Origin of the sequence: Virgibacillus ihumii, from assembly GCF_902726655.1 — a bacterium.
Taxonomy (GTDB): Bacteria; Bacillota; Bacilli; order Bacillales; family Amphibacillaceae; genus Lentibacillus; species Lentibacillus ihumii.
This window is the reverse complement of record NZ_CACVAN010000001.1, coordinates 482,631-507,357: the sequence shown is the minus strand read 5'-3', so window position 1 is coordinate 507,357 and position 24,727 is coordinate 482,631. Positions and strand designations below refer to the sequence as shown.

The 24,727-nt window shown below is 40.9% G+C and carries 22 protein-coding genes; all 22 read right to left on the bottom strand.

The features are described 5' to 3' along the window. Window positions 1-4: 4 nt before the first annotated feature. The 22 genes from HUX68_RS02500 to mraZ all read right to left on the bottom strand — a co-directional run bounded on the left by HUX68_RS02500 (window position 5) and on the right by mraZ (window position 24,580). On the bottom strand, window positions 5-433 hold the full coding sequence (locus HUX68_RS02500; RefSeq protein WP_174613173.1) for a cell division protein SepF: 429 nt from the start codon (window positions 431-433) through the stop codon (window positions 5-7). A gap of 18 nt (window positions 434-451) precedes the next feature. Continuing rightward, complete coding sequence (locus HUX68_RS02495) at window positions 452-1,123, bottom strand: YggS family pyridoxal phosphate-dependent enzyme (RefSeq protein ID WP_174613172.1); 672 nt, start codon at window positions 1,121-1,123, stop codon at window positions 452-454. A 22-nt stretch (window positions 1,124-1,145) separates the two neighbouring features. Then, entirely contained in the window at window positions 1,146-1,955 is an 810-nt protein-coding gene (pgeF, locus tag HUX68_RS02490; protein ID WP_246206599.1) for a peptidoglycan editing factor PgeF, read from the bottom strand. Between the two features lie 51 nt (window positions 1,956-2,006). After that, complete coding sequence (locus tag HUX68_RS02485; protein ID WP_174613170.1) at window positions 2,007-2,288, bottom strand: YlmC/YmxH family sporulation protein; 282 nt, start codon at window positions 2,286-2,288, stop codon at window positions 2,007-2,009. Window positions 2,289-2,475: 187 nt separating this feature from the next. Then, on the bottom strand, window positions 2,476-3,255 hold the full coding sequence (gene sigG / locus HUX68_RS02480) for an RNA polymerase sporulation sigma factor SigG (protein WP_174613169.1): 780 nt from the start codon (window positions 3,253-3,255) through the stop codon (window positions 2,476-2,478). Window positions 3,256-3,378: 123 nt separating this feature from the next. After that, complete coding sequence (sigE, locus tag HUX68_RS02475; RefSeq protein WP_174616324.1) at window positions 3,379-4,098, bottom strand: RNA polymerase sporulation sigma factor SigE; 720 nt, start codon at window positions 4,096-4,098, stop codon at window positions 3,379-3,381. Between the two features lie 27 nt (window positions 4,099-4,125). After that, a complete protein-coding gene (gene spoIIGA / locus HUX68_RS02470) occupies window positions 4,126-5,046 on the bottom strand; it encodes a sigma-E processing peptidase SpoIIGA (protein WP_174613168.1) in 921 nt (306 codons plus the stop codon). A gap of 588 nt (window positions 5,047-5,634) precedes the next feature. Beyond that, entirely contained in the window at window positions 5,635-7,275 is a 1,641-nt protein-coding gene (locus HUX68_RS02465; RefSeq protein ID WP_174613167.1) for a hypothetical protein, read from the bottom strand. Further along, complete coding sequence (locus tag HUX68_RS02460; RefSeq protein WP_174613166.1) at window positions 7,268-8,065, bottom strand: ABC transporter ATP-binding protein; 798 nt, start codon at window positions 8,063-8,065, stop codon at window positions 7,268-7,270. Before HUX68_RS02460 ends, HUX68_RS02465 begins: the two co-directional genes overlap by 8 nt. Before the next feature lie 83 nt (window positions 8,066-8,148). Further along, a complete protein-coding gene (gene ftsZ, locus HUX68_RS02455; protein WP_174613165.1) occupies window positions 8,149-9,288 on the bottom strand; it encodes a cell division protein FtsZ in 1,140 nt (379 codons plus the stop codon). A gap of 72 nt (window positions 9,289-9,360) precedes the next feature. After that, window positions 9,361-10,641: a cell division protein FtsA gene (ftsA, locus tag HUX68_RS02450; protein ID WP_174613164.1), complete on the bottom strand. Its 1,281-nt coding sequence runs from the start codon at window positions 10,639-10,641 to the stop codon at window positions 9,361-9,363. 347 nt (window positions 10,642-10,988) lie between these two features. After that, window positions 10,989-11,789, bottom strand: coding sequence for a cell division protein FtsQ/DivIB (locus HUX68_RS02445; protein ID WP_174613163.1), 801 nt, complete (start codon window positions 11,787-11,789; stop codon window positions 10,989-10,991). Between the two features lie 151 nt (window positions 11,790-11,940). Next, window positions 11,941-13,005: a stage V sporulation protein E gene (gene spoVE, locus HUX68_RS02440; RefSeq protein WP_246206738.1), complete on the bottom strand. Its 1,065-nt coding sequence runs from the start codon at window positions 13,003-13,005 to the stop codon at window positions 11,941-11,943. A gap of 122 nt (window positions 13,006-13,127) precedes the next feature. Beyond that, a complete protein-coding gene (murD, locus tag HUX68_RS02435; RefSeq protein WP_174613161.1) occupies window positions 13,128-14,477 on the bottom strand; it encodes a UDP-N-acetylmuramoyl-L-alanine--D-glutamate ligase in 1,350 nt (449 codons plus the stop codon). Further along, on the bottom strand, window positions 14,474-15,460 hold the full coding sequence (gene mraY, locus HUX68_RS02430; RefSeq protein WP_174613160.1) for a phospho-N-acetylmuramoyl-pentapeptide-transferase: 987 nt from the start codon (window positions 15,458-15,460) through the stop codon (window positions 14,474-14,476). Before mraY ends, murD begins: the two co-directional genes overlap by 4 nt. 37 nt (window positions 15,461-15,497) lie before the next feature. Beyond that, window positions 15,498-16,865 (bottom strand): UDP-N-acetylmuramoyl-tripeptide--D-alanyl-D-alanine ligase, encoded by a 1,368-nt coding sequence (locus HUX68_RS02425; protein WP_174613159.1) that lies wholly within the window; start codon window positions 16,863-16,865, stop codon window positions 15,498-15,500. Beyond that, entirely contained in the window at window positions 16,865-18,340 is a 1,476-nt protein-coding gene (locus tag HUX68_RS02420) for a UDP-N-acetylmuramoyl-L-alanyl-D-glutamate--2,6-diaminopimelate ligase (RefSeq protein WP_174613158.1), read from the bottom strand. The genes HUX68_RS02425 and HUX68_RS02420 overlap by 1 nt, the downstream gene beginning before the upstream one ends. A 122-nt stretch (window positions 18,341-18,462) precedes the next feature. Then, entirely contained in the window at window positions 18,463-20,406 is a 1,944-nt protein-coding gene (locus tag HUX68_RS02415; protein ID WP_174613157.1) for a stage V sporulation protein D, read from the bottom strand. A 92-nt stretch (window positions 20,407-20,498) separates the two neighbouring features. After that, window positions 20,499-22,688 carry a penicillin-binding protein gene (locus HUX68_RS02410; protein WP_174613156.1) on the bottom strand — a complete coding sequence of 730 codons (2,190 nt, stop codon included), beginning with the start codon at window positions 22,686-22,688 and terminating at the stop codon, window positions 20,499-20,501. A gap of 15 nt (window positions 22,689-22,703) precedes the next feature. Continuing rightward, on the bottom strand, window positions 22,704-23,078 hold the full coding sequence (ftsL, locus tag HUX68_RS02405; RefSeq protein ID WP_174613155.1) for a cell division protein FtsL: 375 nt from the start codon (window positions 23,076-23,078) through the stop codon (window positions 22,704-22,706). Continuing rightward, window positions 23,078-24,055 carry a 16S rRNA (cytosine(1402)-N(4))-methyltransferase RsmH gene (rsmH, locus tag HUX68_RS02400; protein ID WP_174613154.1) on the bottom strand — a complete coding sequence of 326 codons (978 nt, stop codon included), beginning with the start codon at window positions 24,053-24,055 and terminating at the stop codon, window positions 23,078-23,080. Before rsmH ends, ftsL begins: the two co-directional genes overlap by 1 nt. A 93-nt stretch (window positions 24,056-24,148) precedes the next feature. Further along, a complete protein-coding gene (mraZ, locus tag HUX68_RS02395; RefSeq protein WP_174616323.1) occupies window positions 24,149-24,580 on the bottom strand; it encodes a division/cell wall cluster transcriptional repressor MraZ in 432 nt (143 codons plus the stop codon). Between the last annotated feature and the right edge of the window lie 147 nt (window positions 24,581-24,727).

Genomic DNA, 24,727 nt, shown 5'->3' with positions numbered 1-24,727 from the left:
AATCCTACCATCCTTTTTCAAATTCATCTTCTTCGTCATACATGTCAGTTATGCTTCCGGACACATCCACATTATCCGGGGAGCATAAAAATGTCTGTGCACCAAGTTTTTGAATGTCACCATTGACTGCATAAACCGTACCACTTAAAAAATCAACAATACGTTTTGCCTGATGGTGATCAACCCGCTGCATATTAATGACAACAGCCCGTCTGTTGACCACATTATCAGCAATCTCCTGGGCTTCACTGTAATTTCTCGGCTCACAAAGTACTACCTTTGATGTTGGGTGCTGCATGCTCGTCAAATTGACGACGTTTTGCTTTTTTTGATTGCCGGCTTGCTCGTTCACAGAAATTTCTTCAGATTCATCAACATATTCATATTCATCGTCCATCGTGAAAAATGTTTTCAGTTTATTTTTAATACTCATTGTTTCACCCCGCTCGTTTTAGGATCCGACCAATTTCGAACCTATCCGGATATGTGTAGCTCCTTCTTCGACAGCAATCTGATAATCATTGCTCATTCCCATCGATAAATGTTCGCATGGAGCATGTAACAGATTTTCACCCTTGACCATACTTCTTAGTGATGCAAGTTCTCTGAAAATACTTCGCAGCTGATCTTCATCTTCCACGTGCGGTGCCATCGTCATTAAGCCGGTAATCCGAACGTTTTCAAATCGCTCAACATCTTTGATAAAAGCAAGCACCTTATCAGGATGAAGACCATGCTTCGTTTCTTCTCCGCTTACATTTACCTGAATAAAACAATCAACAGGTTGTTCTGCCCGTTTGTTAATCTCCTTGGCCAGTGAAAGCCTGTCCAGTGAATGAATGGCATCCACCTTATCAATAACTTCTTTTACTTTTCTGGATTGAAGTGTTCCAATAAAATGCCATGCTGCCTTATCCGTAATGGCGTTGTATTTTTCCAGAAATCCATCCAACCGATTTTCGCCAAGATTTTTAATTCCTGCATTGATTGTTTCTTTTGTTCGTTCTATTGTAACATATTTCGTTACGCCGATTATGGTGATTTCGTCGGGATTTCGACCATTTTTTTGACATGCCTGTACAATATTACTGCGAACCCTATCCAAGTTTGCTGCTACATCCATTTGTTCAAGTACTCCTTCCACTTTACATTTTATAACCTATGTATCCTAGCATTCTTCCTGTTTTTCCCCGATCACGGCGATGCGAAAAAAATAAGTGTTCATCAGTAAATGTGCAATAATTTGTTATATCTATATTATGACGTAAAATTCCTTGTTGTAAAAGAATTTCAGCATTTAATTGTTTTAAATCGAGTAAAAATCGGTTATTTCCGTTTTTCTCAACAACTTTTTCCTGATTGCTTTCATCTATATGTTGAATGACCTTTTCATCGACCTCATATTGTGCTTTTGAAATACTTGGCCCTATAACAACGAGGATATCTTTCAGATTCGCTCCTACATCTAAGTATCTCCGGATCATTTGTCCGGCAATCCTATTAACGGTTCCTTTCCAACCAGCGTGTGCAATTCCGATGTATTCCGTCACCGGGTCGAAAAAGAACAAAGGAACACAATCAGCATAAAAAGCGGTACATAGTATCCCGGCTTCCCTTGTGATTAACCCATCGATTCCCTTCAGCGAGGTATCATACGAAGCGGCTCCTTTTCCGGCATCGCTTTCTCCGGCAAAATAAATTCCGGTTTCATGTATCTGCTCACCCGAGATCCATTTTTCAAGAGGAATGGATAATGTTTCAGCCAGCTTCGTTCGGTTAGCCAACACATCATCATACTTATCAGGAACATGAAGTCCAAGGTTAAATGATTCGAATGGGCCGCTGCTGTACCCCCCATTTCTCGTTGTAAAACCTGCTGCTAATTTCGGCTTAATTCGCTGCCACTTTTCAATACTTAGCATCAGATTATTGCTTTCATAAAATGGCTCGTTCACTATCGTCGCCCCCTGGTAGTATACTTGTTCCATAATATCATATTTGATGGGTCATTCGAAAAATTGCTGCTGCTCTTCATAAACAATATGATTTCCAGGATTACGAATCAGAATAACATCAGAACCAATCGTTTCGATTTTATTCCATGGAATTTCCATTTCTCCAGGCTTGCCGAACAAACCTCCACCAGACTTTTTTTCCTTTGTATAAATAATCAGCGCGGTAATCATTCCGGTAGTACCGTCTATTTCCAAATCGGATATATGTCCTAGTCTGCTGCCATCACTGATTACAATTACTTCCTTAACCTGCAGTTCCGATAATTTTATCATACGATTCACCTGCCTTTGTATTGATGTATATGCAAAACGGATCTGAAAAATTAATGCACACAAAAACGCCACCATAACTTGGTGACGTTCAAAATCGCACATATACACTTTTGGAACCGCGCAATTCAGAGATGGACTGGACTCTATATTGCTGCGATTGCTTCTTCAACTCATTATTTGCTCTAAATCATTCAAACATCTGCTTGTTCATTTGGCTGATTGCCGCTTTTTCAAGACGGGAAACCTGTGCCTGTGAAATACCTATTTCATCGGCAACCTCCATTTGTGTTTTACCTTGAAAAAAACGTTTATTCAAGATCATATTCTCCCGTTCATTCAGTTTCACCATGCCCTCCCTCAGGGATAGTTTATCAACCCACAATGCATCGCTGTCACTGTCGTCACTTAACTGATCCATTACAAAAATCGGGTCTCCGCCATCATTGTAGATTGGCTCAAACAGTGACACCGGATCCTGAATAGCGTCCATGGCAAACACAATATCTGAGTGTGGTACGCCCATTTCCTCAGCTATTTCGAGTGGTGTCGGTTCCTTGGACGTTTTACTAATTAATTTTTCTCTGACCTGCAACGCTTTATAAGCTATATCGCGCAATGATCGTGAGACGCGAATCGGGTTATTGTCGCGCAGATACCTTCTTATTTCGCCTATGATCATCGGAACAGCATACGTGGAAAAGCGTACATTATGTCCTAAATCAAAATTATCGATTGATTTCATGAGTCCGATACAACCTACCTGAAATAAATCATCCACATATTCTCCTCGATTATTGAATCGCTGAATGACACTTAATACCAGTCGTAAGTTTCCGTTCACCAATTCTTCCCTTGCTGTAATATCACCCTCATGCATTTTTTTGAATAACTTTCGCATTTCATCATTTTTAAGTACAGGTAATTTGGATGTGTCTACACCGCAAATTTCTACTTTATGTCTGGTCATTATGTTCTACCCTCCCGGTTGGAGATGCTGTTCTTGGTCAGTATCTCCCCATAGGAGGTTTTTTATGCAATTGGGTATCGTATAAAAACGGTCAGAAATTCATCGAAAACTTACTGCAGCAGGTCATACCATTTTATTAAATTCTTTTTGCAGCCGGCGGATAATTTTTTTCTCCAACCGCGAAATATAGGACTGCGAAATTCCGAGCATATCTGCCACATCTTTTTGAGTTTTTTCTTCCTGACCAACCAGGCCAAAGCGAAGTTCCATTATCTGTTTTTCCCGCGGATTCAGCTGTGACAGCGCACTTTTAAGCAGGGATTTGTCAACGTTTGATTCAATGTCTCTCGTAATGATATCCTCATCCGTTCCAAGCACATCGGAAAGCCGTAATTCATTACCATCCCAATCGATGTTTAATGGCTCATCAAATGAAATTTCAGTCTTCAATTTGTTGTTTCGCCTTAGATACATTAGAATTTCATTTTCAATACATCTGGATGCATAGGTTGCCAGCTTGATTTTTTTCTCGGGATTGAATGTGTTGACAGCCTTAATCAGGCCGATAGTTCCTATACTGATCAAGTCTTCAATATTTATCCCGGTATTCTCAAACTTTCGGGCAATATATACGACCAGCCTTAAATTGCGTTCAATCAGCATTGCCCTGGCGGATTTATCACCTTTGGGCAGCAATTCAAGTAATTCTCGCTCCTCTTCCTTTGACAACGGCGGGGGCAATGCTTCACTCCCGCCAATATAATAGATTTCATCCGACTTAAATCCAAGTTTAAAGAGAAGTTTATACCACCATAATCGAGTTCGCAGTTTCCATAATCGCAATTTCAAAATTAACCGCTCCTTTTCTTATTAAGCTGTTTCAACAACTTCTGATTTAACAATTTTAGGATGAAGCAGGCAATGATAGGATTGGTCCTTGGTCAATTCCGAAAATTGAATGCCAATCATGATTTTTCGGGTTGTAATTTTTTGATTATCATAATAAAACGTTAAGTTGTCAGGTTTTATTCCCATCATAAATGTACGGTTACCTTCAACCCCCTGATATGGAATAATATTAATTCGATGTTCCCACTTTGCCGGGAGTTTCTCAAAATTCAGTTCAGAATGCGCCTGATAAAGCGCTTTCCAATCATCTTCTGTAAACCACTTTTTCAAAAAATATTCATCACAAATGATGACCGGCTTTTTACTGACCGGATCCATCAACTGATTCCCACTATCAATATATCCGGTCGTCGAAAAACTTTTACTGTCAATTTGAATGTTTACCGGACAAAGCTGGTCGTAGCGTATTTTTTCTTCGGCATGCTTGTCCATTCGAGTCTTTGTAAACATCCAGACCAGCGGAAACCCAACGACTATAAACAGCCAGCTGACCGGGTCTCCGAATCCGCTGTTAAATGTAAGTATGCCGCTGGTTGATACCCCGACTGGATTCTGAAATAAAAAATGTATTGCTAACAAGCCACCTCCTATTGCAAATGTTGTGAAGTAAAACAGGAGAAGCAATTTCATCATCCGGTACAATGAACGAATCCTGAAGGTGCACAGAATGATGATAATGGAATAAATCAGCTTCCCTGCCACCGAATTAACAAACGTGTCCGGATAATAGATTGATAATGGAACCAATAATGAAGCGATGAAAGCACCAAAGACGATTCGGATTTTACGTGTGCCGTCCTTCGCCAATGCCTGTGTGAGCATAAGCAGCATCATATCCAGAAGAAAATTCAGCAGCCAGACAGCATCCAAATAGATGGTCACTTCACACTTCCTTCCTTTATTAGAAAACTTGGTTGTCACCAAGCCTTTGGGTGACAGCCATAGTTGCACTTATGCAGTAAGAAAGGATTTTATACTTTCTTAGCTGCTAAAATACCTTAACTGGAAGTATAGCCCACTCAACCGGCAAAGTCTGTCACTTCTTGTACGCATACTGGGGCTAATTTTATCTAGTTATCAGTGACTTTGTCGGGAGAGTTTTTGGAGAATTATCGTAGTTTTATGAAAAGGAGAATTTCTGACCGGTGTAACCACAAAGAGGCTGGGACAAATCAAAAAATGTAATTCATAAAAACGAACGATTTTAGGGATTAGCGGAGGGAATATACGTAGACTCCTGCGGGAGGAAAGGCCTAGATGAGACCCCGCAGTGCGTAAGCACGAGGAGGGCTCAACAGCCGCCCGCGGTAAAGAAGACACAGCGAAAGTGATTTTCTTGAGCTGATGTCGCACTTATGCTCGAAAGTGAAAGCGAAGTATATTTCCGGAGCGGCTGAGCCCACCAACTTTCATTCGTTTTTTCTTTTGATAAAACCTTTTTGTCCCAGCCTCTTTTTTCAGAATCGTAAATCAAAAAACCTTCTTCCTGCTGAAGCAAATCTTCCACGATACAATCGTTACAGCAATCAGAATGATTAGATACCCATAAACACCGTACTCTATTTTCGTTGCGAAAAAATGAAGTAAACCGGTTATTCCAACTAACAGCATTAATATGAAATACTTTACCGTGCTGCCACCCTGCATTTGAACAGATTCCATCGGATTAGTGAATGGATATGCTTCATTATTAATCAATTTATACGAAATAAGCGTATGCAGTATTGCAGCGACCAAAACTACCGCCAAGTCCGGTATGATTCTAGCTGAGAAAATCGCAATAAACGCTGCAGATAATAAAATAAATACGGGAAGATACAGTCTGACCAGAAAAGCTTTTAATGTTGCGCTGTACATAACAGCAGATTCCTCTATCGGTGCTGCCTGAAATATCCAACTACCCTTATAATTCACTGAATATTTAAGGGTGTGTATAACGATACCAATCACGATACACGAAAAATAAATATTAAAGTATCCATTCCCGGTAGCGAGTTCTTCAAAAGAACCCCTGTTCAAGGAATTAAACATAAAAATAAACGGAAAAACCAGTGCCATTCCAATTGTTGGATACACTTTTAATTTAAAGTCCCTTTCCTGCCGCATCATTGCCATCGAGAATCGGAAAAATAATTTTTCCTGTTTGCCCGAACATAATACACGCTCCCAAAACTGTTCAAGCAAGTGCTTTTTGACAGTTGGCTTCCCTGTATTTTCCAGAAGCTTTTCCAGATTGGTTTCAAAGGACGGCATCAAATAATAATAGATACTGATTGAAACAAACGGGATTATCAGCGCGACAACTGCCATCATAATAATCGCTCCGGATGAATTACCGCTCAGCAGAAACTCAAATGGTGCACCAAACCATAACGGTGGAATAAAAAGGTGCCACCAACTGAAGTCATAAACAAACTCGAACATAGCAAAATCAAATGCCCGTATTACAATCTGGTATCCAACAACAATCCCGATTGCCAGAATAATCTGCACATAGTTAATAATATCTTTCAGTCTGTCACCACTGAAATATTGCAAAATGAATATATATGCCAAAGCAGTAAGTGCAATCATAAATAAAAGCAACAGTACGGTTTCCGCAAGAAATAAGAAAAAGAAAGAGATTCGTCCAGTCGCGAGCATTACAACAGATGGTACTGCTATAAGAGCGCCGGCTAAGAAAGTCATATAGATCATAATATGAATCATCTTAGCCGCATTAACAGTTCTGTTATTAACCGGTTTCGTATTCAAAATTGTTTTATCCCGCACATCTAACAGTACCGCGGAAAAATCGGAAATCATTGACGTCATCAAAACAAACATCATAATTCCGAATAGAAGACTAGCTTGATACATCAGATTGTCACCAATAAACAGGAATGGGATGAGCATTAAACTGTATAAAGCATAAACCCACAGAGATTTAACAAACTGGTTTCCTTCGCTGCGCTTATTGGAAATATCCGTATTCAAAACTGCCGGTACACGGCGCTGATCCATTAGTAATTTTATCTCCAGTATCCTGCGCATAGTCGTATAATCAATTTGGATGGAACGGAAAAACCCCTGAAAATTATCCAGAAACTTCAGTGAGCGAAAATTATGCATGCTCGTCACCGTCAGTTATTATACTGACCACATGTTCCGCGGTGTCCTTATATTCATCAAATCCGGTTAACTGATTAAAGATATCCTCCAGTGACCCCTTTTCATTTGCCTGGCGTAATTCCTCAAAGGTGCCGTCCGCAGCAATTTTCCCATCAGCAAGCAAAACTATCCTATTACTTATTTTCTCTACCACATCCATAATGTGAGACGAATAAAAAATAGTTTTACCACGCTGCACCAATTGTTCCATAACATCCTTGATTACCATAACACTATTGGCATCCAGGCCGTTTAACGGTTCATCCAGAAAGATAAGATCAGGGTCATGTAATACACCGGACATAATAATAACTTTCTGCCGCATACCTTTGGAAAATGACGAAATCCTGGAATGAAGCACATCCTCCATTTCAAATGCAGTCATTAATTTTCTGGCTTTCTTCTCAGCAGCAGTACGGTCCATACCATAGAGTTCACCAACAAAAGACAAATACTCATTTGCAGTCAGGTTTTCATAAATGTCTGCATTCTCCGGAACATAACCAATTTTTCGTTTGTATGTATGGCCGCTTTCCTTAATATTCTTACCAAAAATTTCGACCGTTCCTCCATATCCTTCAACAAGTCCAAGCAAGATTTTCAATGTTGTGCTTTTGCCGGCACCATTCGGGCCGATATAGCCAATAACCTGACCCTTATAAACATCTAAATCAATTCCCCGTAATACCTGGTTCCCGCCAAAATACATCGTCAGGCTCTCCAGTGACAATACTATTTCTTTATCTTCCATAATGTCTAACCCCCACTATTTTTCTACCCACACTAAAACAGCAGCCAGAAATTGTCTGGCTGCTGATTATAACTCCATGATGATTAACGGTTCCGGTTGCGATTTCTCAAAAATGTTGGAATATCCAATGTATCCTCTTCCTGCGGTGGACGAGACTGCTGGTTTTGGCTTGGCTCTCTTTCCCGGCTGAACTCGTCATTTGGTCTTGTAGCTGCCTGTTGTTTTTGACTAAGGCTTGGCCGCTGATTGGACTGTCTTTCCTGATTTTTATTTTCATCAAAACCAGTCGCAATTACGGTTACAATAATTTCATCCTTCAGATTTTCATTAATGACTGAACCGAAAATGACATTTACCTCTTTATCGGCAGCAGATGTTACCAAATCTGCAGCTTCCTGCACTTCATAAAGACTTAGATTTGTGCCGCCGGTAATGTTCATCAGAATACCGTGTGCACCATTAATATCTGTTTCGAGTAACGGTGAAGAAATAGCCTTTTTAGCAGCTTCGGGAGCGCGGTTCTCACCTGTTGCTACACCTATCCCCATTAACGCTGAACCTTTATCAAACATAATAGTTTTCACGTCAGCAAAGTCCACATTTATAAGTCCTGGTTTAGCAATCAAGTCGGAAATACCCTGAACACCTTGGCGAAGCACGTTGTCTGCTTCGCGGAAAGCCTCCAGCATTGGTGTGTTTTTATCCACGATTTCCAGCAGGCGATCATTCGGTATAACTATCAATGTGTCTACACTGCTTTTCAGTGAATCGATTCCGGATACTGCCTGTGTGGACCTTCTTTTTCCTTCAAATGTGAATGGTCTTGTTACGACACCAACCGTCAATGCTCCCAATTCTTTGGCGATTGACGCAATTACCGGAGCTGCACCTGTACCTGTACCGCCGCCCATTCCGGCTGTAACAAAAATCATATCGGCACCCTGCAAGGCTTCTTCCAGCTGCTCTTTATTTTCTTCGGCAGCCTTCTTACCAACTTCCGGATTCGCACCCGCACCTAGTCCGCGGGTAAGTTTTCCGCCGACTTGGATTTTTGTTTCTGCTTTTGATAGGTTCAGTGCCTGCGCATCGGTGTTAACCGCAATAAATTCAACACCTTCCACACCATGCTCAATCATACGGTTTACAGCGTTGCTTCCGCCGCCGCCGACACCGATTACTTTTATTGTTGCCAGTTGATCCATATTTGTATCAAACTCTAACATAGTTCGTTCCTCCTAATTTGCAAAATTACAAGAGTTCCGGAATCTACTAATATCCGGGATATTTTGGTAGTCTTAATCAAAGAAATACTTAAATATATTAGCTAATCCAGATTCCTTTTTCTCTTTATTTTTCGGCTCTTCGGGATTTGAATTCTTTTTGGTACGCTTCGGTTTTGTTTCCTGCTGATTAACCAATACAGAAGGGAATAACTCTTTTCCTTGTATTTTCGCATTACGATAAGCAAATTGCAAGATTCCCACTCCAGCTGTAAACTGTGGTTCTCTTACCCCTATGTAATCAGGTATGGCTAAGCGAACATTCGATTGAAAACAATCCTGGGCCAACTCCAGTACGCCCGGCATTTTCGCAGCACCGCCAGTTAAAACGTAACCTCCCGGCAGCTGCTGGTAACCCATTCGCCGAATTTCCCGCTCAGCGTGAGCATAGATTTCTTCAACCCTGGCTTCTATCATATCAGCAATCTGCAGCTGATTATAGGTTTGTGTCGTATTGCTGCCTATGATAGAAACCTCAAACGTTTCATCCTCCTGTGCATCATCAAAGAAAGCATGTCCATAATTAAGTTTTATGTCAGACGCTTCTTCCGTTGATGTTCTAAGTCCAATGGATAAATCCTTTGTAATATTGTCGCCGCCAAGCGGTACTACACTGGTAGCAGCGAGATGGTCATTTTCGAAAATGGAAACTGTTGTGCATCCGCCGCCAATATCAATCAGGGTTACTCCCAGGTTTTTCTCATCTTTTGAAAGTGCAATGCTGCCAGCCGCTAAAGGTTGCAGGCAAATATCAGAAATTTGCAGACCGGCACGTTCTACACATTTCAGAATATTGTGCAGGACAGATTTGGAACATGTAATAATCGTCCCTTCCATCTCGAGCCGTACACCAATCATGCCACGGGGATCTGTTATTTCGTCAAGCCCGTCGACGATGAATTGTTTCGGAATGACATCAATAATTTCACGCTCGGGCGGGATGGAAACAACCTGCGCACCATCAATCACTCTGGTGACATCCTCATCGCCTATTTCACGATTTTCAGTTTGGACCGCAACTACACCATGACATGGCTGCAACTGGATATGATTACCATTTATTCCGACTACTACACTGTCAATCTGCATGCCTACCATTCGCTCTGCCTGTTCAACAGCATTCCTGATCGAATTAACTGTCTGATCAATATCTACAACCGCACCTTTTTTCATGCCGTTCGATTTCGCGGTTCCCACTCCAATAATATTCAGGGAGTCTTCCAATACTTCTCCAATTATTACTTTAATTTTTGATGTACCTACGTCAAGACTCACTAGTACTTCACTGTTGTTCAAAGAAAAGGCACCTCCAGTTTCAGAAGCATCCAGCATTTCTATTACCAGATGTATTCTCTTATTCTATTCTTCATCATTTCTATTCTATAATCCACTATTTTAAAGGAATATACGTGAAAATGGAACTTATATAGAGTAATTCTTCAAAAATCACAAAAATCCTTCCATAATTTATGATTTAATAACCCAATTTAAAAAATTACCCGCAAAAGATTTCCTGTAAACATCACTGTGTATTTAAGATAGTGAAAATCTCGTACTATATATTTCGTTGAAATAGAAGCATATATGACTTTCGTGATGTATAGGAAATCGTAATTTTTTTGGCTGATTATTTCACTCGGTTGTTACTCACTTGAACCGTTCCCGTTATTTTTCTTCTTATCGGTATTTCCTGCCGCTTGATTGAACTTTTCAAAATAAGCTCCAACACCGATATGAACGATTCCCTTCGTACCAGGCTTAATCTGGGAAACGATTGATGGATATGCTTTCATTTTTTTGGCAAATTCCCGCATTGTGCCATCAACTAAGTATCCGTCATTCATATACAGTAGAATTTTATTCTTATTATCATCAGTTGGCTTCCAATGAATTTCGGAAATCAGTTTCAGAATACTTTCAGGCAGTTTTTTTAATTGACCAGCCATTTTCTCCACATATTTCTCATTTGAAAAATTAATCATGATCGGTGCGTCGCCACCTGTTGTTTGTTGCTTTAATTCGGTTAAAACACTGCCATTTCCCAGAACCGGAAAAAAGTTCCCGTCTTTTTTTATGTAACCAACATAACGAAATTCAGTTACCTCAATTTCAATTGTCCAGGGTAAATTCCTGTTGACATCGACCGATTGTATAATCGAATTGCTGCTTATTGCTTCCACCACATCTTGTTCATTGATCATCCATATATTCGTGTTTTCAGAAATACCGCTTTGCTGTTTTATTTGTTCATCCTCGGTATAGCTGTTACCTTTAACCTCAATTGTATTCACATGGCTTAGCGGCGACTGAAGATATACGATAATGGAGATGAGGACGAAAAATACGGAAAGGTAAAAAATCAGACGGCGGTTTGCTTTCTTCTTCCGTTCCTGCTTCAACCTGGGGATACGGTCTTCAATCGAAACTACTTTTTTCTTTGCCATCCCATGTCTTCCTTTATCAAAAAATTAAAGTGACACATAGAATGCCACTTCTCTATTATTACATGAATTATATCATATAATCTACTATTATATGTAGTAAACTTTACCCAGTTTACCAGTATATTTTAACCAAATTTGGAAGACACTCCAGCTAAATTCTCGAATATTTGCTGATATTCAGTAATATACCAACTGAACACATCGTCAGAGTCAACGATGATCCCCCGTAACTGAGAAATGGCAAGGTAATTCCGGTGACAGGAATCAACCCGATAACAACACTAATATTAATCATAACCTGAATCGTAATCATGGAAACAATGCCAATTGCCAAAAACCTGCCGAATGCGTCCGGCGCCTCGATTCCAATTCGAACACCACGCCAAAACAATAAGCCGAACAATCCGATCAAAGCTGTTCCGCCAATAAAGCCCAGCTCCTCCCCGAGTATCGCAAAGATAAAATCTGTCTGCGGCTCAGGCAGGTAAAAATATTTTTGCAGACTGTTGAAAAGACCGACACCCATCAATCCGCCGGGACCAAGCGCATAAAGAGATTGGATGATTTGAAAGCCATCCCCGAGCGGATCCTGCCATGGATTCAAAAAGGCGGTTATTCTGCTGATCCGGTAAGGTGCTGATAGAATAAGATAAAGAAATCCGGCTATACCAATCGAAGCCATGCCAATGAAATGGGATAATCTGGCACCGGCAATATAAATCATCATCATACATGTTAAAATCAGTACAACCCCTGTTCCTAAATCAGGTTGCAGCATAATCAAACCGAATGCTGCAAAGACCAAAATTATCGACGGGAAAAACCCCTGCTTAAATGATGTAATATATTTTTGATTTACCGATAAAAATACAGATAAATAGATAATCAACCCAAGTTTCGTAAATTCAGATGGCTGAATACTGAACGCCCCTACTCCAATCCAGCTTTGTGCTCCATTTCGCTCCATTCCAATCCCCGGAATCAATACAGCGAGAAGAAGTACAAAACAAATCAGCAATAAGACTTTACTGTATTTTTTCCATGTTCCATACGGAATGGACATAATAAAAAACATGGCAAAAATGCCGACAACACTAAATAATAATTGCCGTTTCAGGTAAAATAATGAATCTCCAAAATTATATTCAGCCTGAATGTAGGATGCGCTGTAAATCATGACACTGCCAATGGTGAGTAAAGCAATAATAATAGCCATCAAAGCGAAATCAGGTTTACGATCGAATGTAAATAATTTTTTTATCAAAAAAACACCCCATTTTTCCGGTTTCATGGAACAGGGGCGTTTTATATTTTAATATTATTTGTTTAAACAAGCCCCTACTTTAATGTATGCACGGCTTGTATAAACATGTCTCCTCTTTCTTCAAACGTTCGATACTGATCCCAGCTAGCACAGGCGGGTGAAAGCAGCACGACGTCTCCATCTGCGGACCGGTCGTAAGCGAATGTAACTGCCTCAAGCATCGTTTCTGCCTGTTTAACAAAAGATATTTCGGCCTGTTCAGCAAGCTTCTCCAGTTTTCCGGCTGTCTCTCCAAACAGGACCATTCCTTTTACATAACTTAGATAGGGAAGAAGTTCATCAAATTCATTTCCCCGGTCGAGTCCGCCTGCAAGTAAAATAACTGGTTGTCTGAATGAAGCCAGTGCCTTTTGCGTCGCCAGAATATTGGTCGCTTTTGAGTCATTGTAAAATGAACGGCCTTCAACCTTATCAACAAATTGTGTACGGTGTTTAACACCGGTGAAAGTTCTTAACACCTGCCGGATGCCAATATTGCTGGCGCCATTTAACTTTGCAGCACAAATAGCTGCAAGAATATTTTCCAGGTTATGATCCCCGACAAGCGCGATTTCATCACGATTCATTATGATTTCGGATTTAAAGTAAATGCCGGTGTCATCCACCCAGGCGCCATCATCAAGCCGGCTCTGCAGCGAGAACGGAATTTTTTGGGAAGTTGCCTCCAGCACTGCTTCCCTTACAACTGGATCATCTGCATTATAAACCAAAAAATCATCCGCATTCTGGTTGGCAAAAATATTACATTTGGCATTTCTATAGTTTTCAAACGTTTTATGGTAATCCAAATGAGCCTTGAAAATATTTAGTAGAACGGCAATTTTCGGTTTGAAGGATTGAACGCCCATTAATTGAAACGATGATAGCTCAAGTACCATTTTCTCTTCATCTTTAAGTGTCTGGGCAACTTCAGATGCAACAAATCCAATATTTCCGGCAACCTGAACTGGCTGACTGCTTTTCCGCAGCATTTCGGTAATCAACGTCGTTGTTGTCGTCTTCCCGTTGGACCCAGTGATTCCGATAATTGAGCTCTCAACCATTCGACCGGCAAGCTCAATTTCCGTAATAACCGGAAGATTCCTCTTCTCCGCCTCGACAAGCAAGGGATTATCATAAGGAATTCCCGGATTTTTTACAATAAGATCAATTCCATCCAAAACAGAAAGGGGATGGGAACCGGTGATTACTTCCGCCCCCATCGTTTGCAAATTACTTACAGCTTCAGCCTGTTTATTCGCTTGTTTGTCATTTACCCTAACATTTACTCCATTTTGCAATAACAGTCTGGCAGCTGCTGTACCACTTTTTGCCAGGCCTAACACAAGTGCATGGGAGTACGGGAAGTTCCTTAATTTCTTCACGTTATCCACACCTCAATATAAACCCCTAAGGCTGCAAAGAGTAATCCTACCAGCCAAAAGGTTGTAACTACCCGCCATTCGGACCATCCCATCAGTTCATAATGGTGGTGGAGCGGGCTCATCTTAAATACCCGTTTGCCCGTTAATTTAAACGAGGTTACCTGAATGATGACGGACAGTGTTTCTATAACAAAAACACCACCGATTATGATTAAAATAATTTCCAGTTTTGTTAATATGGCAATTGCTGCGATTGATCCTCCAAGTGCCAATGAACCGGTATCCCCCATAAATACTTTGGCAGGATGCGCGTTAAAAACCAGAAACCCAAGCAAGGAACCGACAACAGCCAGCGCAAATATCGTAATCTCAGCCTGAGGAGTCCCATACCAGGCCAATATTGCAAATGCTCCAAAAGCAATTGCGGCTGTTCCGGCAAGCAGTCCGTCAAGTCCGTCGGTCAGGTTAACTGCATTGGATGCACCGACCAGCATGAACATAATCAACAGAGCATATCCCCAGCCGAGCTCCAATTGAACAGATGTCCCGGGGATCTGAACATATGTTGCAAAGTCGTTATATCGTAAAATAAGATAAAACACCAGTGCAATAATAACCTGCCCGATCATTTTTTGGCGTGAGGTCAGACCAAGATTCCGTTTCATGGCTATCTTTATGAAATCATCAAGAAAACCAAGCAATCCGTATCCGACAAGAACAAAAATGAGCAGCCATAACTCATAGCTGATGGAACTGCTGCTGAATTTGCTGACCATAATCAATGCCGTCATTATTACACTGATTACAATCATCGTTCCACCCATTGTCGGTGTTCCGGTTTTTTTTAGATGTGACTGTGGTCCTTCTTCCCTGATACTCTGTCCAAACTTCAGACGACGCAGAAATGGAATGAAAATCGGTGATAAAAGGACGGTAATCAAAAATGCTATTGCGATTGTCATCAGTAGTACATATATGTTCATTGTTTCTCCTCCTCAAGCAGCGACCGTCCATACATTTTTATGCCTCATTGCTAATTTTTTCAACAAACCATTCAAATTGCATCATGCGTGAAGCCTTAAACAAGATCAGTGTGTCTTCAGACAAATATTCCCCTAACGCTTTCAGCAGCGACTCCTTTGAAGTAAAATGCATGGATGTTATGTTCGGATTTTTATCTTTAGCCGCTTCTGAAATAACCTTGGCATGCTCACCCAACGTAAACACAGCAGTAATAGGCGGTACAATCGAATCCGTTAGAGATCGATGGAAAGATTCGGATTGGTCCCCCAGTTCCAGAATATCCCCGAGAACCAGCACCCTTCGTCGAAACCCTTCCATTTGTTTTACAACGTCTATTGCCGCCTTCATCGAAGTTGGTGATGCATTATACGCATCATTAATAATCGATACCTCATGTTTACCTTTCAGCAATTCAAATCGCATCGACGTGTGCTCCAGATTGGCTAATGTTTCATTCAATGTATCTGCAGCAACCCCTAATTGTTTCGCAACCGTGATAGCCAATGCCGCATTAAGAGCATGATGTCTCCCCATCAGAGGTATCGTGTATTGCTCACCATTAGAAAGTTTAAATTGTGTCCGGTTCTGACCGAGCGTAACATTATCTATCATGATATCATTGTGAGCATCAAAACCGCATGTTATAACATTGCTTTGATCGTGCATATGAGCTAACAGCGGCTCATCACCATCCAAAGCAAGACAACCATTTTGGTTCATTCCTTCTACGATTTCAAGCTTTGCTGAAGCGATACCTTCCCTGGTACCCAAATATTCAATATGTGATTCACCGATATTGGTAATAATCCCATAGTCCGGCCTGGCTATATTCGATAACACTTCAATTTCACCGGAGTGGTTCATCCCCATTTCAGTGACAAGCACTTCAGCATCAGCCGGCATGGATAATATCGTTAATGGAAGTCCGATATGATTATTAAGATTTCCTTTGGTACCGTGCGTGCGGAAAGATGTCTTCAAAATAGCCGTCATCAAATCCTTTGTGGTTGTTTTGCCATTGGATCCGGTAATTCCAATCACAACCGGGTTTACCAGATCACGATATGCGGAAGCAAGCCTTTGCAGTGCATACAATGTATCATCAACAAAATAAACAGGGAAGTCGGTTGGCAGGAAACCAGGCAAATCCCTTCCCTTTTCCCACAAAGCAGCTATGGCCCCATTATTAAATGCCTGCTTTAAAAAATCATGGCCATCAAACTTTTCACCGGAAATTGGAATAAATAATGCTTTATTTGTTTCTTTTCGGCTGTCCGTTACCACTTCACCAATTGGCAATGATTCCTTGGCCGCTCCTACATAATCGGTAAAAATAGTCGACAGCCATTCCGTAGTAAACAGCATTACCATTTCCCCTTTGCATCAATGGCTTTCCTTGCTTCAATGCGGTCATCAAAATCATACCTGGTATTGCCGATATCCTGATACGCTTCGTGACCCTTGCCGGCGATCAGTATAATATCATCCGTATCTGCCAGTTTCACAGCTTTATTAATTGCATCTTTTCGTCCCTCGATGACTTCAAAATGATTTCCCTCTAATCCTTCAATCATATCGCTTAATATTGCCCCGGGATCTTCTGTTCGCGGATTATCGGATGTAAATATAACATGATCAGCATAATTCATTGCAATATTAGCCATTAATGGACGCTTCGTCCGATCCCGATCTCCCCCGCATCCGACAACTACATACACCTTTTGTTTTGCAAAGCCTTTGATTGTTTGCAGAACATTTTCAAGTGAATCCGGCGTATGCGCATAATCGACGATCGCTGCAAAATCATGATTACCTTCAACTGGTTCAAACCGGCCGCTTACACCTTTAACATTTTCCAATGCATCTTTGATAACTGAAAGCGGAACATTAGCTGAAATCGCTGCAGCACTTGCCGCAAGCATATTATAAACATTAAACATTCCGACTAACCTGCTGTTAATTCGAACAGAGCCTGCTGGAGTCTTGAGTACGAATTCGGTTCTTGTGACCTCAAGATTGATTGATTCCGCCGTAACCTGCGCATCATGCTCACATCCGTATGTAACTACTTGCTGTGCAGTGCTGCGGATTAAAAAGTCCGAATGCGGGTCATCCAAATTAATCACCGCATATTTTTTATTTCCTTCCCCGAAGCTGTTGCCCAATTGCGAAAAAAGCAGACTTTTAGCATGCAAATAGTCTTCCATATTGCGATGGTAATCCAGATGATCCTGTGAGATATTTGTAAAAATAGCAATATCAAATTCACACCCATGTACCCTGCCCAGGTCCAGTGCGTGTGAAGAAACTTCCATTATAGCCTGTTCAACCTTTTCATCAAGCATCTGATTGAACGTCCGCTGCAGAAATAACGCGTCAGGCGTTGTATTCTTTACCGGATGTATTTCTTCACCAATTTTCATCTGAATCGTTCCAATCAGACCAGTTTTCTGCTGATTCCGGTTGAAAATAGACTCCAACAAATACGTAACGGTTGTTTTACCATTTGTTCCAGTTACGCCAATCAATGGCAATTTTTTGGTTGGATACAGAAAAAATTTGGCGGCAACGGTGGCCAGTGCCCTGGAAGTATCGGCAACTTTAACTGTCGGAACCGACACAGCTATATCCTTTTCCGCAAGAATTGCACTTGCCCCGTTTTGGACCGCCTGTTCTGTAAACTGATGGCCGTCAACCGTAAAGCCGTCAATACAAATAAACAAATCGCCATCTTTAACTTTGCGGGAATCCATTTCAACGTTATTAATCTCAACATTATCAATTGAAGCGTTTAGTACTTCATAAAAAGTCAGCCCGGAAAGTAATTCCGATAATTTCATATCAAACATCCTATCATTTTATTATTTCTATATATGCATTCCACATTTAAGCAATTTTTTAGAGGGCGGAAACACCTTTTTATAAACAAAGTTATTTTAACACTTGTATATTATAGCAAATATCAATCCGAATCACGATCCTTTTCATCAGCTAAATATATTCTGATTTTTTCTCCTTTTTCAACCTTTGTACCTGGGGCGGGCTCCTGATCAATAATATATTCCCCATCACCGCTTGCCTCAATGGACAAATTGGTCATGTAAGTACGCAGCTCACTTGTTTTCAACCCAACCAGGTCAGGTACTCTAACCTTTGGCTGTTCCGTCCATTTTAATTTCTTTTTCATACCGTCATCGGTTGGTTTTACGCCCATTGCGCGAAGACTGTCACTGATAATTGTTCCAACAATCGGTGCGGTCACAACCCCGCCAAAAGCTACTGTGTTTTTAGGGTTGTCAACTGCAACATATACAACAATTTCCGGATCATTGGCAGGTGCGAACCCAATGAATGAAACAATATAATTATTTTGCATGTAGCGTCCATTCGGACCAACTTTTTGGGCTGTCCCGGTTTTTCCACCGATCCTGTATCCATCCACATATGCAGGACGGCCGGTACCTTTGGCAACAACACTCTCCAAAGCATGGCGGATTTTTTTGGATGTTGACGCAGAAATCACCCTTTTTTCCAACTCCGGTTCAATGGTTTTGACAGGCTTGCCGGTTTCCGGACTAATCCATTTTTTCGCAATAAATGGTTCATATAATTTCCCGCCATTTACCGCAGCAGCAACGGCCATTACCTGTTGAATCGGTGTAACGGAAACACCTTGTCCGAAAGAGGTAGTCGCCAACTCAACAGGTCCAACCTTTTCCGGATCAAACAGAATCCCGTTCTCCTCTCCTTTTAGATCAATCCCAGTTTGTTGTCCGAAACCAAAATCCTTGATATAGGAGAAAAGCTTCTCCTCACCAAGTTTCATCCCCAAGTTAACAAATCCGGGGTTACAAGAATTCTGCACAACTTCAAGATAGGATTGATGGCCGTGTCCCCCGCTTTTCCAACAATGCAGTTTTGTTCCGCTAACACTGATGTCACCATCGTCATTATAACTGTCTTTATGCAGGTCTACCGCATCTTCTTCAAGTGCCGCAGCCAGTGTAATAATCTTAAAGGTGGACCCTGGTTCATAGGTGCTCCAAATTGGCAGATTCCGATTATATATTTCCGGATTGACGTTCTGGTAGTTTTCCGGTTTAAAATTGGGCCGTGACGACATCGCAAGCACCCCGCCAGTATCCGGATTAACCGCTATGGCCAGTGCACCATCCGGGTTATACTTGGCAACTGCCAAATCCAGTTCCCTTTCGATGATAGTCTGAACCTTCAAATTAATCGTTGTTTTAAGATTCAATCCATCCTCAGGCGGTTTGTATTCGTCGGCAATCTGCTCCAGTTTCATCCCTTTTGCATCAGAATAGAATGAGAGGCTTCCTTCATCTCCATTTAATTTATCATTATAAAAGAGTTCAAGCCCCATTAAACCCTGATTGTCGATACCAGCAAATCCAAGAACATGGGATAAATAGTCTCCATAAGGATAATGCCGTTTCGAATCTTCTGCAAGATAAATACCATCCAGATTTATGGTTCTGAACGCTTTTTCCTGTTTTTCGGAAATTTTTCTTCCTGCTGGATGAATCCTTGCATAAACTGCTTTTTTTGTAACATATTCATACGCTTTTTCCTCAGAAATACCCAGTATATCAGCGATCTGACCAGCAGCTTTTTGCGGATTTTTAATTTGCTTCGGAACAACAATAACAGAGGGTGCCGAAACATTACCGGCAAGCACCTCGCCGTTCCTGTCCAATATTTTTCCGCGCTCCGGTTCAAATGTTATGTCCCGGCTCCAGGATTCGTCCGCTTTGTTCATCAGTTCATCACCTATTACAAACTGTACATAGCCCAACCGGACATCAATTATTGTAAAAAGCAGTATTCCAGCAAGAAAAACAGTAACTATTCGTTTTCGCACCGTTACAGCAGATACGCGTTTCATACTTCATCCCCTTTTCATAGGCAGGCTTGTATCCACTATATGAGGACGAAAAACCGAATAGAACACTGTTTTCTCTTAATTAAATTCGTTATTCAATTGGATTGTTGCTTCTTTTTATTATCATTATCCTGTTCCTCAGGGGCAGTTGGCGACTTAAATTCCACTCCCAGATAAGTACCTTTTTTAATTGGTGTACCAACCTTAATACTTTGTTTAACAGCATAGCCGTTTCCAAGGATTTCCACTTTAAGCTCAAGCAAATCAGCAAATTGCAGCACATCCCTGGTTGACCAGCCACTGATATCCGGCATTACCGGATTATCTGTTATAAGGATAAGCCTGTCATCCGGAAAGAGTTTTTCACCCTGTTCAGCAGAAGCAGCCTTAACCGTTTCGCCTGTACCAACAACTTCAACATCCAGCCCCTGCTTTGTCAGCCTTTTTTTAAGTTCAGCCGCATCTTTCCCTATCAGCTGAGGGATTTTCACATCATGGACTTGCGCTGAATTGTCTTTATCAGGGTTAATGTTTAAATAGTGCAAACTATTTTCCATCACATTCTTAAAGATGAACGACACCGGTTCCGAACCTAATTCATGGGGTTCTAGGTCGGGTTTTTTAACTGCAACATACATCATCAATTGTGGGTTTTCTTTCGGTGCCACACCAAGAAATGAGTAAATATAGTTTCCATGTCCCGTCAAATACTCTCCGTTCTCAGAAATTTGCGAGGTTCCTGTCTTACCAGCCACCGTATAATCTTCCAGACTGTATTCCTGACCGGTTCCATACTCTTTCGCAACTACTGATTCCATCAAATTCAGAACATGATCTGCAGTTTCCTTGGAAATCGGCTTCCCTACAACTTCCGGAGTTTTCTTTTTGATAACTTCATGAGTCGATGGATCAACAACTTTTGAAATAACATATGGCTTCATCATTTTTCCGTCATTTGCAATGGCAGTCGCTGCTTTCATCAATTGAATTGGAGTTACGGTAGTTCCCTGTCCAAATGATGTTGTCAATTTCTCGCTTGGCCAATTGTACAATATTTGACCTTTCTTCTCGTGCGGCAGATCAATTCCCGTTTTCTCATCAAAATCAAATGCATTCAAGTAATCGAGAAATTTCTCCGTACCTATTTTTTCCCATACTAATTTTGCAGCAGCAACATTAGATGATCTGGTAAAACCTTCATCATATGAAATTTTACCCCAACCCTTACCACCATTATGATCGTGTACCGGACTGACCCGATCACTGACCTGATAGGAGCCGGATTTAAATAACTCATTTCCATTGTAAACCTCTTCTTCGATTGCAGCCGCCCACGTAAACATTTTCATAGTGGAACCCGGTTCGATCGGGGTGGAAATGGCATCATTAAACCAGTTCTTAACATTTTTCAGTTTATTCGGATTATAGCTAGGGCGGTTGCTCATGGCGACCACTTCACCAGAGTTTGGATCCATCACAACCGCGGTCATACGTTCCGGATCATATTTTTCTTGCATTTGTGACATGACATCTTCCAGCAGTGTTTGTATTTTTTGATCAATTGTCAGATAAACATTATTTCCATCCTGTGGTTTTTTGATAACTTCATCAGGATCAAGTAATTTCTTACCATAATTATCCCGTTCATAGGAGATATATCCATCCTTGCCGCTTAAAGTTTTATTCATCTGATTCTCTATACCATTTAATCCAGTAATTTTACCTTCTTCTTTTTGTGCAAGCCCTATAATTCGGGAAGCGAACATTCCATTAGGGTAATAACGGATGGAAACTTTTTCAAATCCAATGCCCGGCAAGTCAAGTTTTTCAATTTCCTTTTTCGTTTCTAATGACAACCCACGGCCGGCGCTTCCAAATTCAACCTGAAACTGGTCATTCTCAATTCCTTTATTTATTTGTTTCAGGATATAACTTCTTTTCACATCCAATAAAGGAGCCAGCATTTCCGCAGTTTTCTCCGGATTTTTTACATGCTTTGGCTCCTCGGGATCTGCTGTATACGTTTCATCCACAATTGCGTGGATTTGAAATGTCGGACGATCGTATGCCAACGTCATCCCATTTTTGTCGAATATTTTACCTCTTTCCGCATCAAGGGTGTAGGATGTTGTTCGTTTCTTGTCAGCCCATTCTTCCAGCGAGATATTATTAATTTCAGCTGTCGCCTGTATGTACAAAAATCTTCCTGTCAGCACCAAAAATAATCCGGCAAACAACAGTATTAACACACCTGCCATCCAATGGGTAGTTCTGTTTTTTCTCATTATACATCACCTTGTTTAGTTGTTATACGCGGTTGCCTGTTTCACCTCTGACGCCTGAATCGTCAATCCGTGCTTTTCTGCAATATTGATAATCCGTTCAGGTTCGCTTAGTTTTGTTTTTTCATATGTAAGCCCTTCGTTCACAACCATTTGATGCTCCACAGTACTTTCCAGTTCCTGCAAGTCTCTATTAAGCTGATCCGTTGAAGAAGCAAACGAAACCATATAAATGGATGCAGTAATTATACAGAAACCAAAGATGGAATACAATGCTTTTTCTCCTTTTGTAACCCAACTTTGTTTTTTAACACGTACCGCTGTCTGTTTTTCTTTTTGCGGAGTATATGGTGCGTACGATTGTTCCCAACTCTGTGCTTGATTTGCGCTCATTATTTTTTCCACCCTTCTTTATAGGTAAATTCGTCATTCCATGAACCAACCTTTTCCACTATGCGTAATTTGGCCGAGCGGGATCTGCGGTTCAAGTCCAGTTCATCTTCACTTGGTAATATCGGCTTTTTGGTGAGGAGGTTGAATGGTGCCTGATGATCAGTTGGAATAACCGGTAAATTTCGCGGCACTGGTTTCGTTGAACTCCATTTTTTAAAAGCCTGTTTGCAAATTCTGTCTTCCAAGGAGTGAAAGGTGATAACAGCTATCCGTCCGTTGAGTCCAACATTTCTCGCTGCCTGGTGCAACGCATCATTAAATGCTGCCAGCTCATCATTTACTGCTATGCGCAGCGCCTGAAAAATTCGTTTCGCCGGATGTCCACCTTTCCTTCGAGCAGGAGCAGGTATTGCTTCTTTTATAATTTCTGTCAGTTGATGAGTTGTATCAATTTGTGAGGTTTTCCGATAGCTCTCAATTTTTCTGGCAATTTGTTTGGAAAACTTTTCTTCACCATATGTAAAGAAAATTTTTACCAGTTCGTTGTAAGACCAATCATTTACAATTTCATGTGCATCCAGCTGCTGATCTGCATTCATTCGCATATCTAATATTGCATCATGCTGATAGCTAAATCCTCTTTCTCCCCGATCCAGCTGTGGTGAAGAAACACCTAAATCAAAAAGAATGCCATCAATTTTTTCAATTTCAAATCGTGATAATGCAGCTTCCAGGTTTCTGAAATTGGAATGGATAAACGTAATATGACCGCTGTATGGCTGAAGTCGCTTTTTAGCTGCTTCCATCGCTTCACTGTCCTGGTCAAAAGCAAACAGCCTCCCATTCTTATCCAATTGGCTGGCAATCTGTTCGCTGTGACCCCCGCCGCCAACTGTACAGTCAACATATGTACCATTCGGATTGACAGCCAACCCTTTTAATGTTTCTTCTTTTAGCACACTGTAATGGTCAAACATTTCCACACCTGCTTTTTTCGGATAAACCTTGTCTTCTTCATTTCATCTGGTGCAATCCGCTCCTAATCATTCGAAAAATACACGGATGTCCATTTAAATATCAAAGTCCATTAGATTTTCAGCAATTTCGCTGAACGATTCCTCTGAATCGCTGAAATAATCTTCCCAATTCTCGCTAGCCCAAAATTCAATTCGGTTCGATACACCAATTACTACACATTCTTTACTTAATGCAGCATAGCTTCGAAGCGGCTGCGGAATATTTATTCTTCCCTGCTTGTCCACTTCGCATTCTACTGCTCCTGAAAAGAAGAATCGTGTAAAAGCACGTGCATCTTTTTTGGTAAGTGGGAGCTTCTTCAATTTTTCTTCCAATGCTTTCCATTCATCCATTGGGTAAGCAAACAGACACTTATCAAGTCCGCGGGTTACAACAAAGTTATCACCAAGTCCTTCACGGAACTTAGCAGGGACAATGATTCTTCCTTTGGTATCAATGTTGTGCTGAAACTCACCCATGAACATGTAGTCCGCCCCACTTTCATATAACCATGTTACCACATTCCCCCACAATTCACCACCTTATATTTAAAAAAATTATCATCAATCCGATTTCATCCGGCAAACCCCCGGAAGCCAATAATTCCTTGTTGTTTTTCACATAATAAAAAA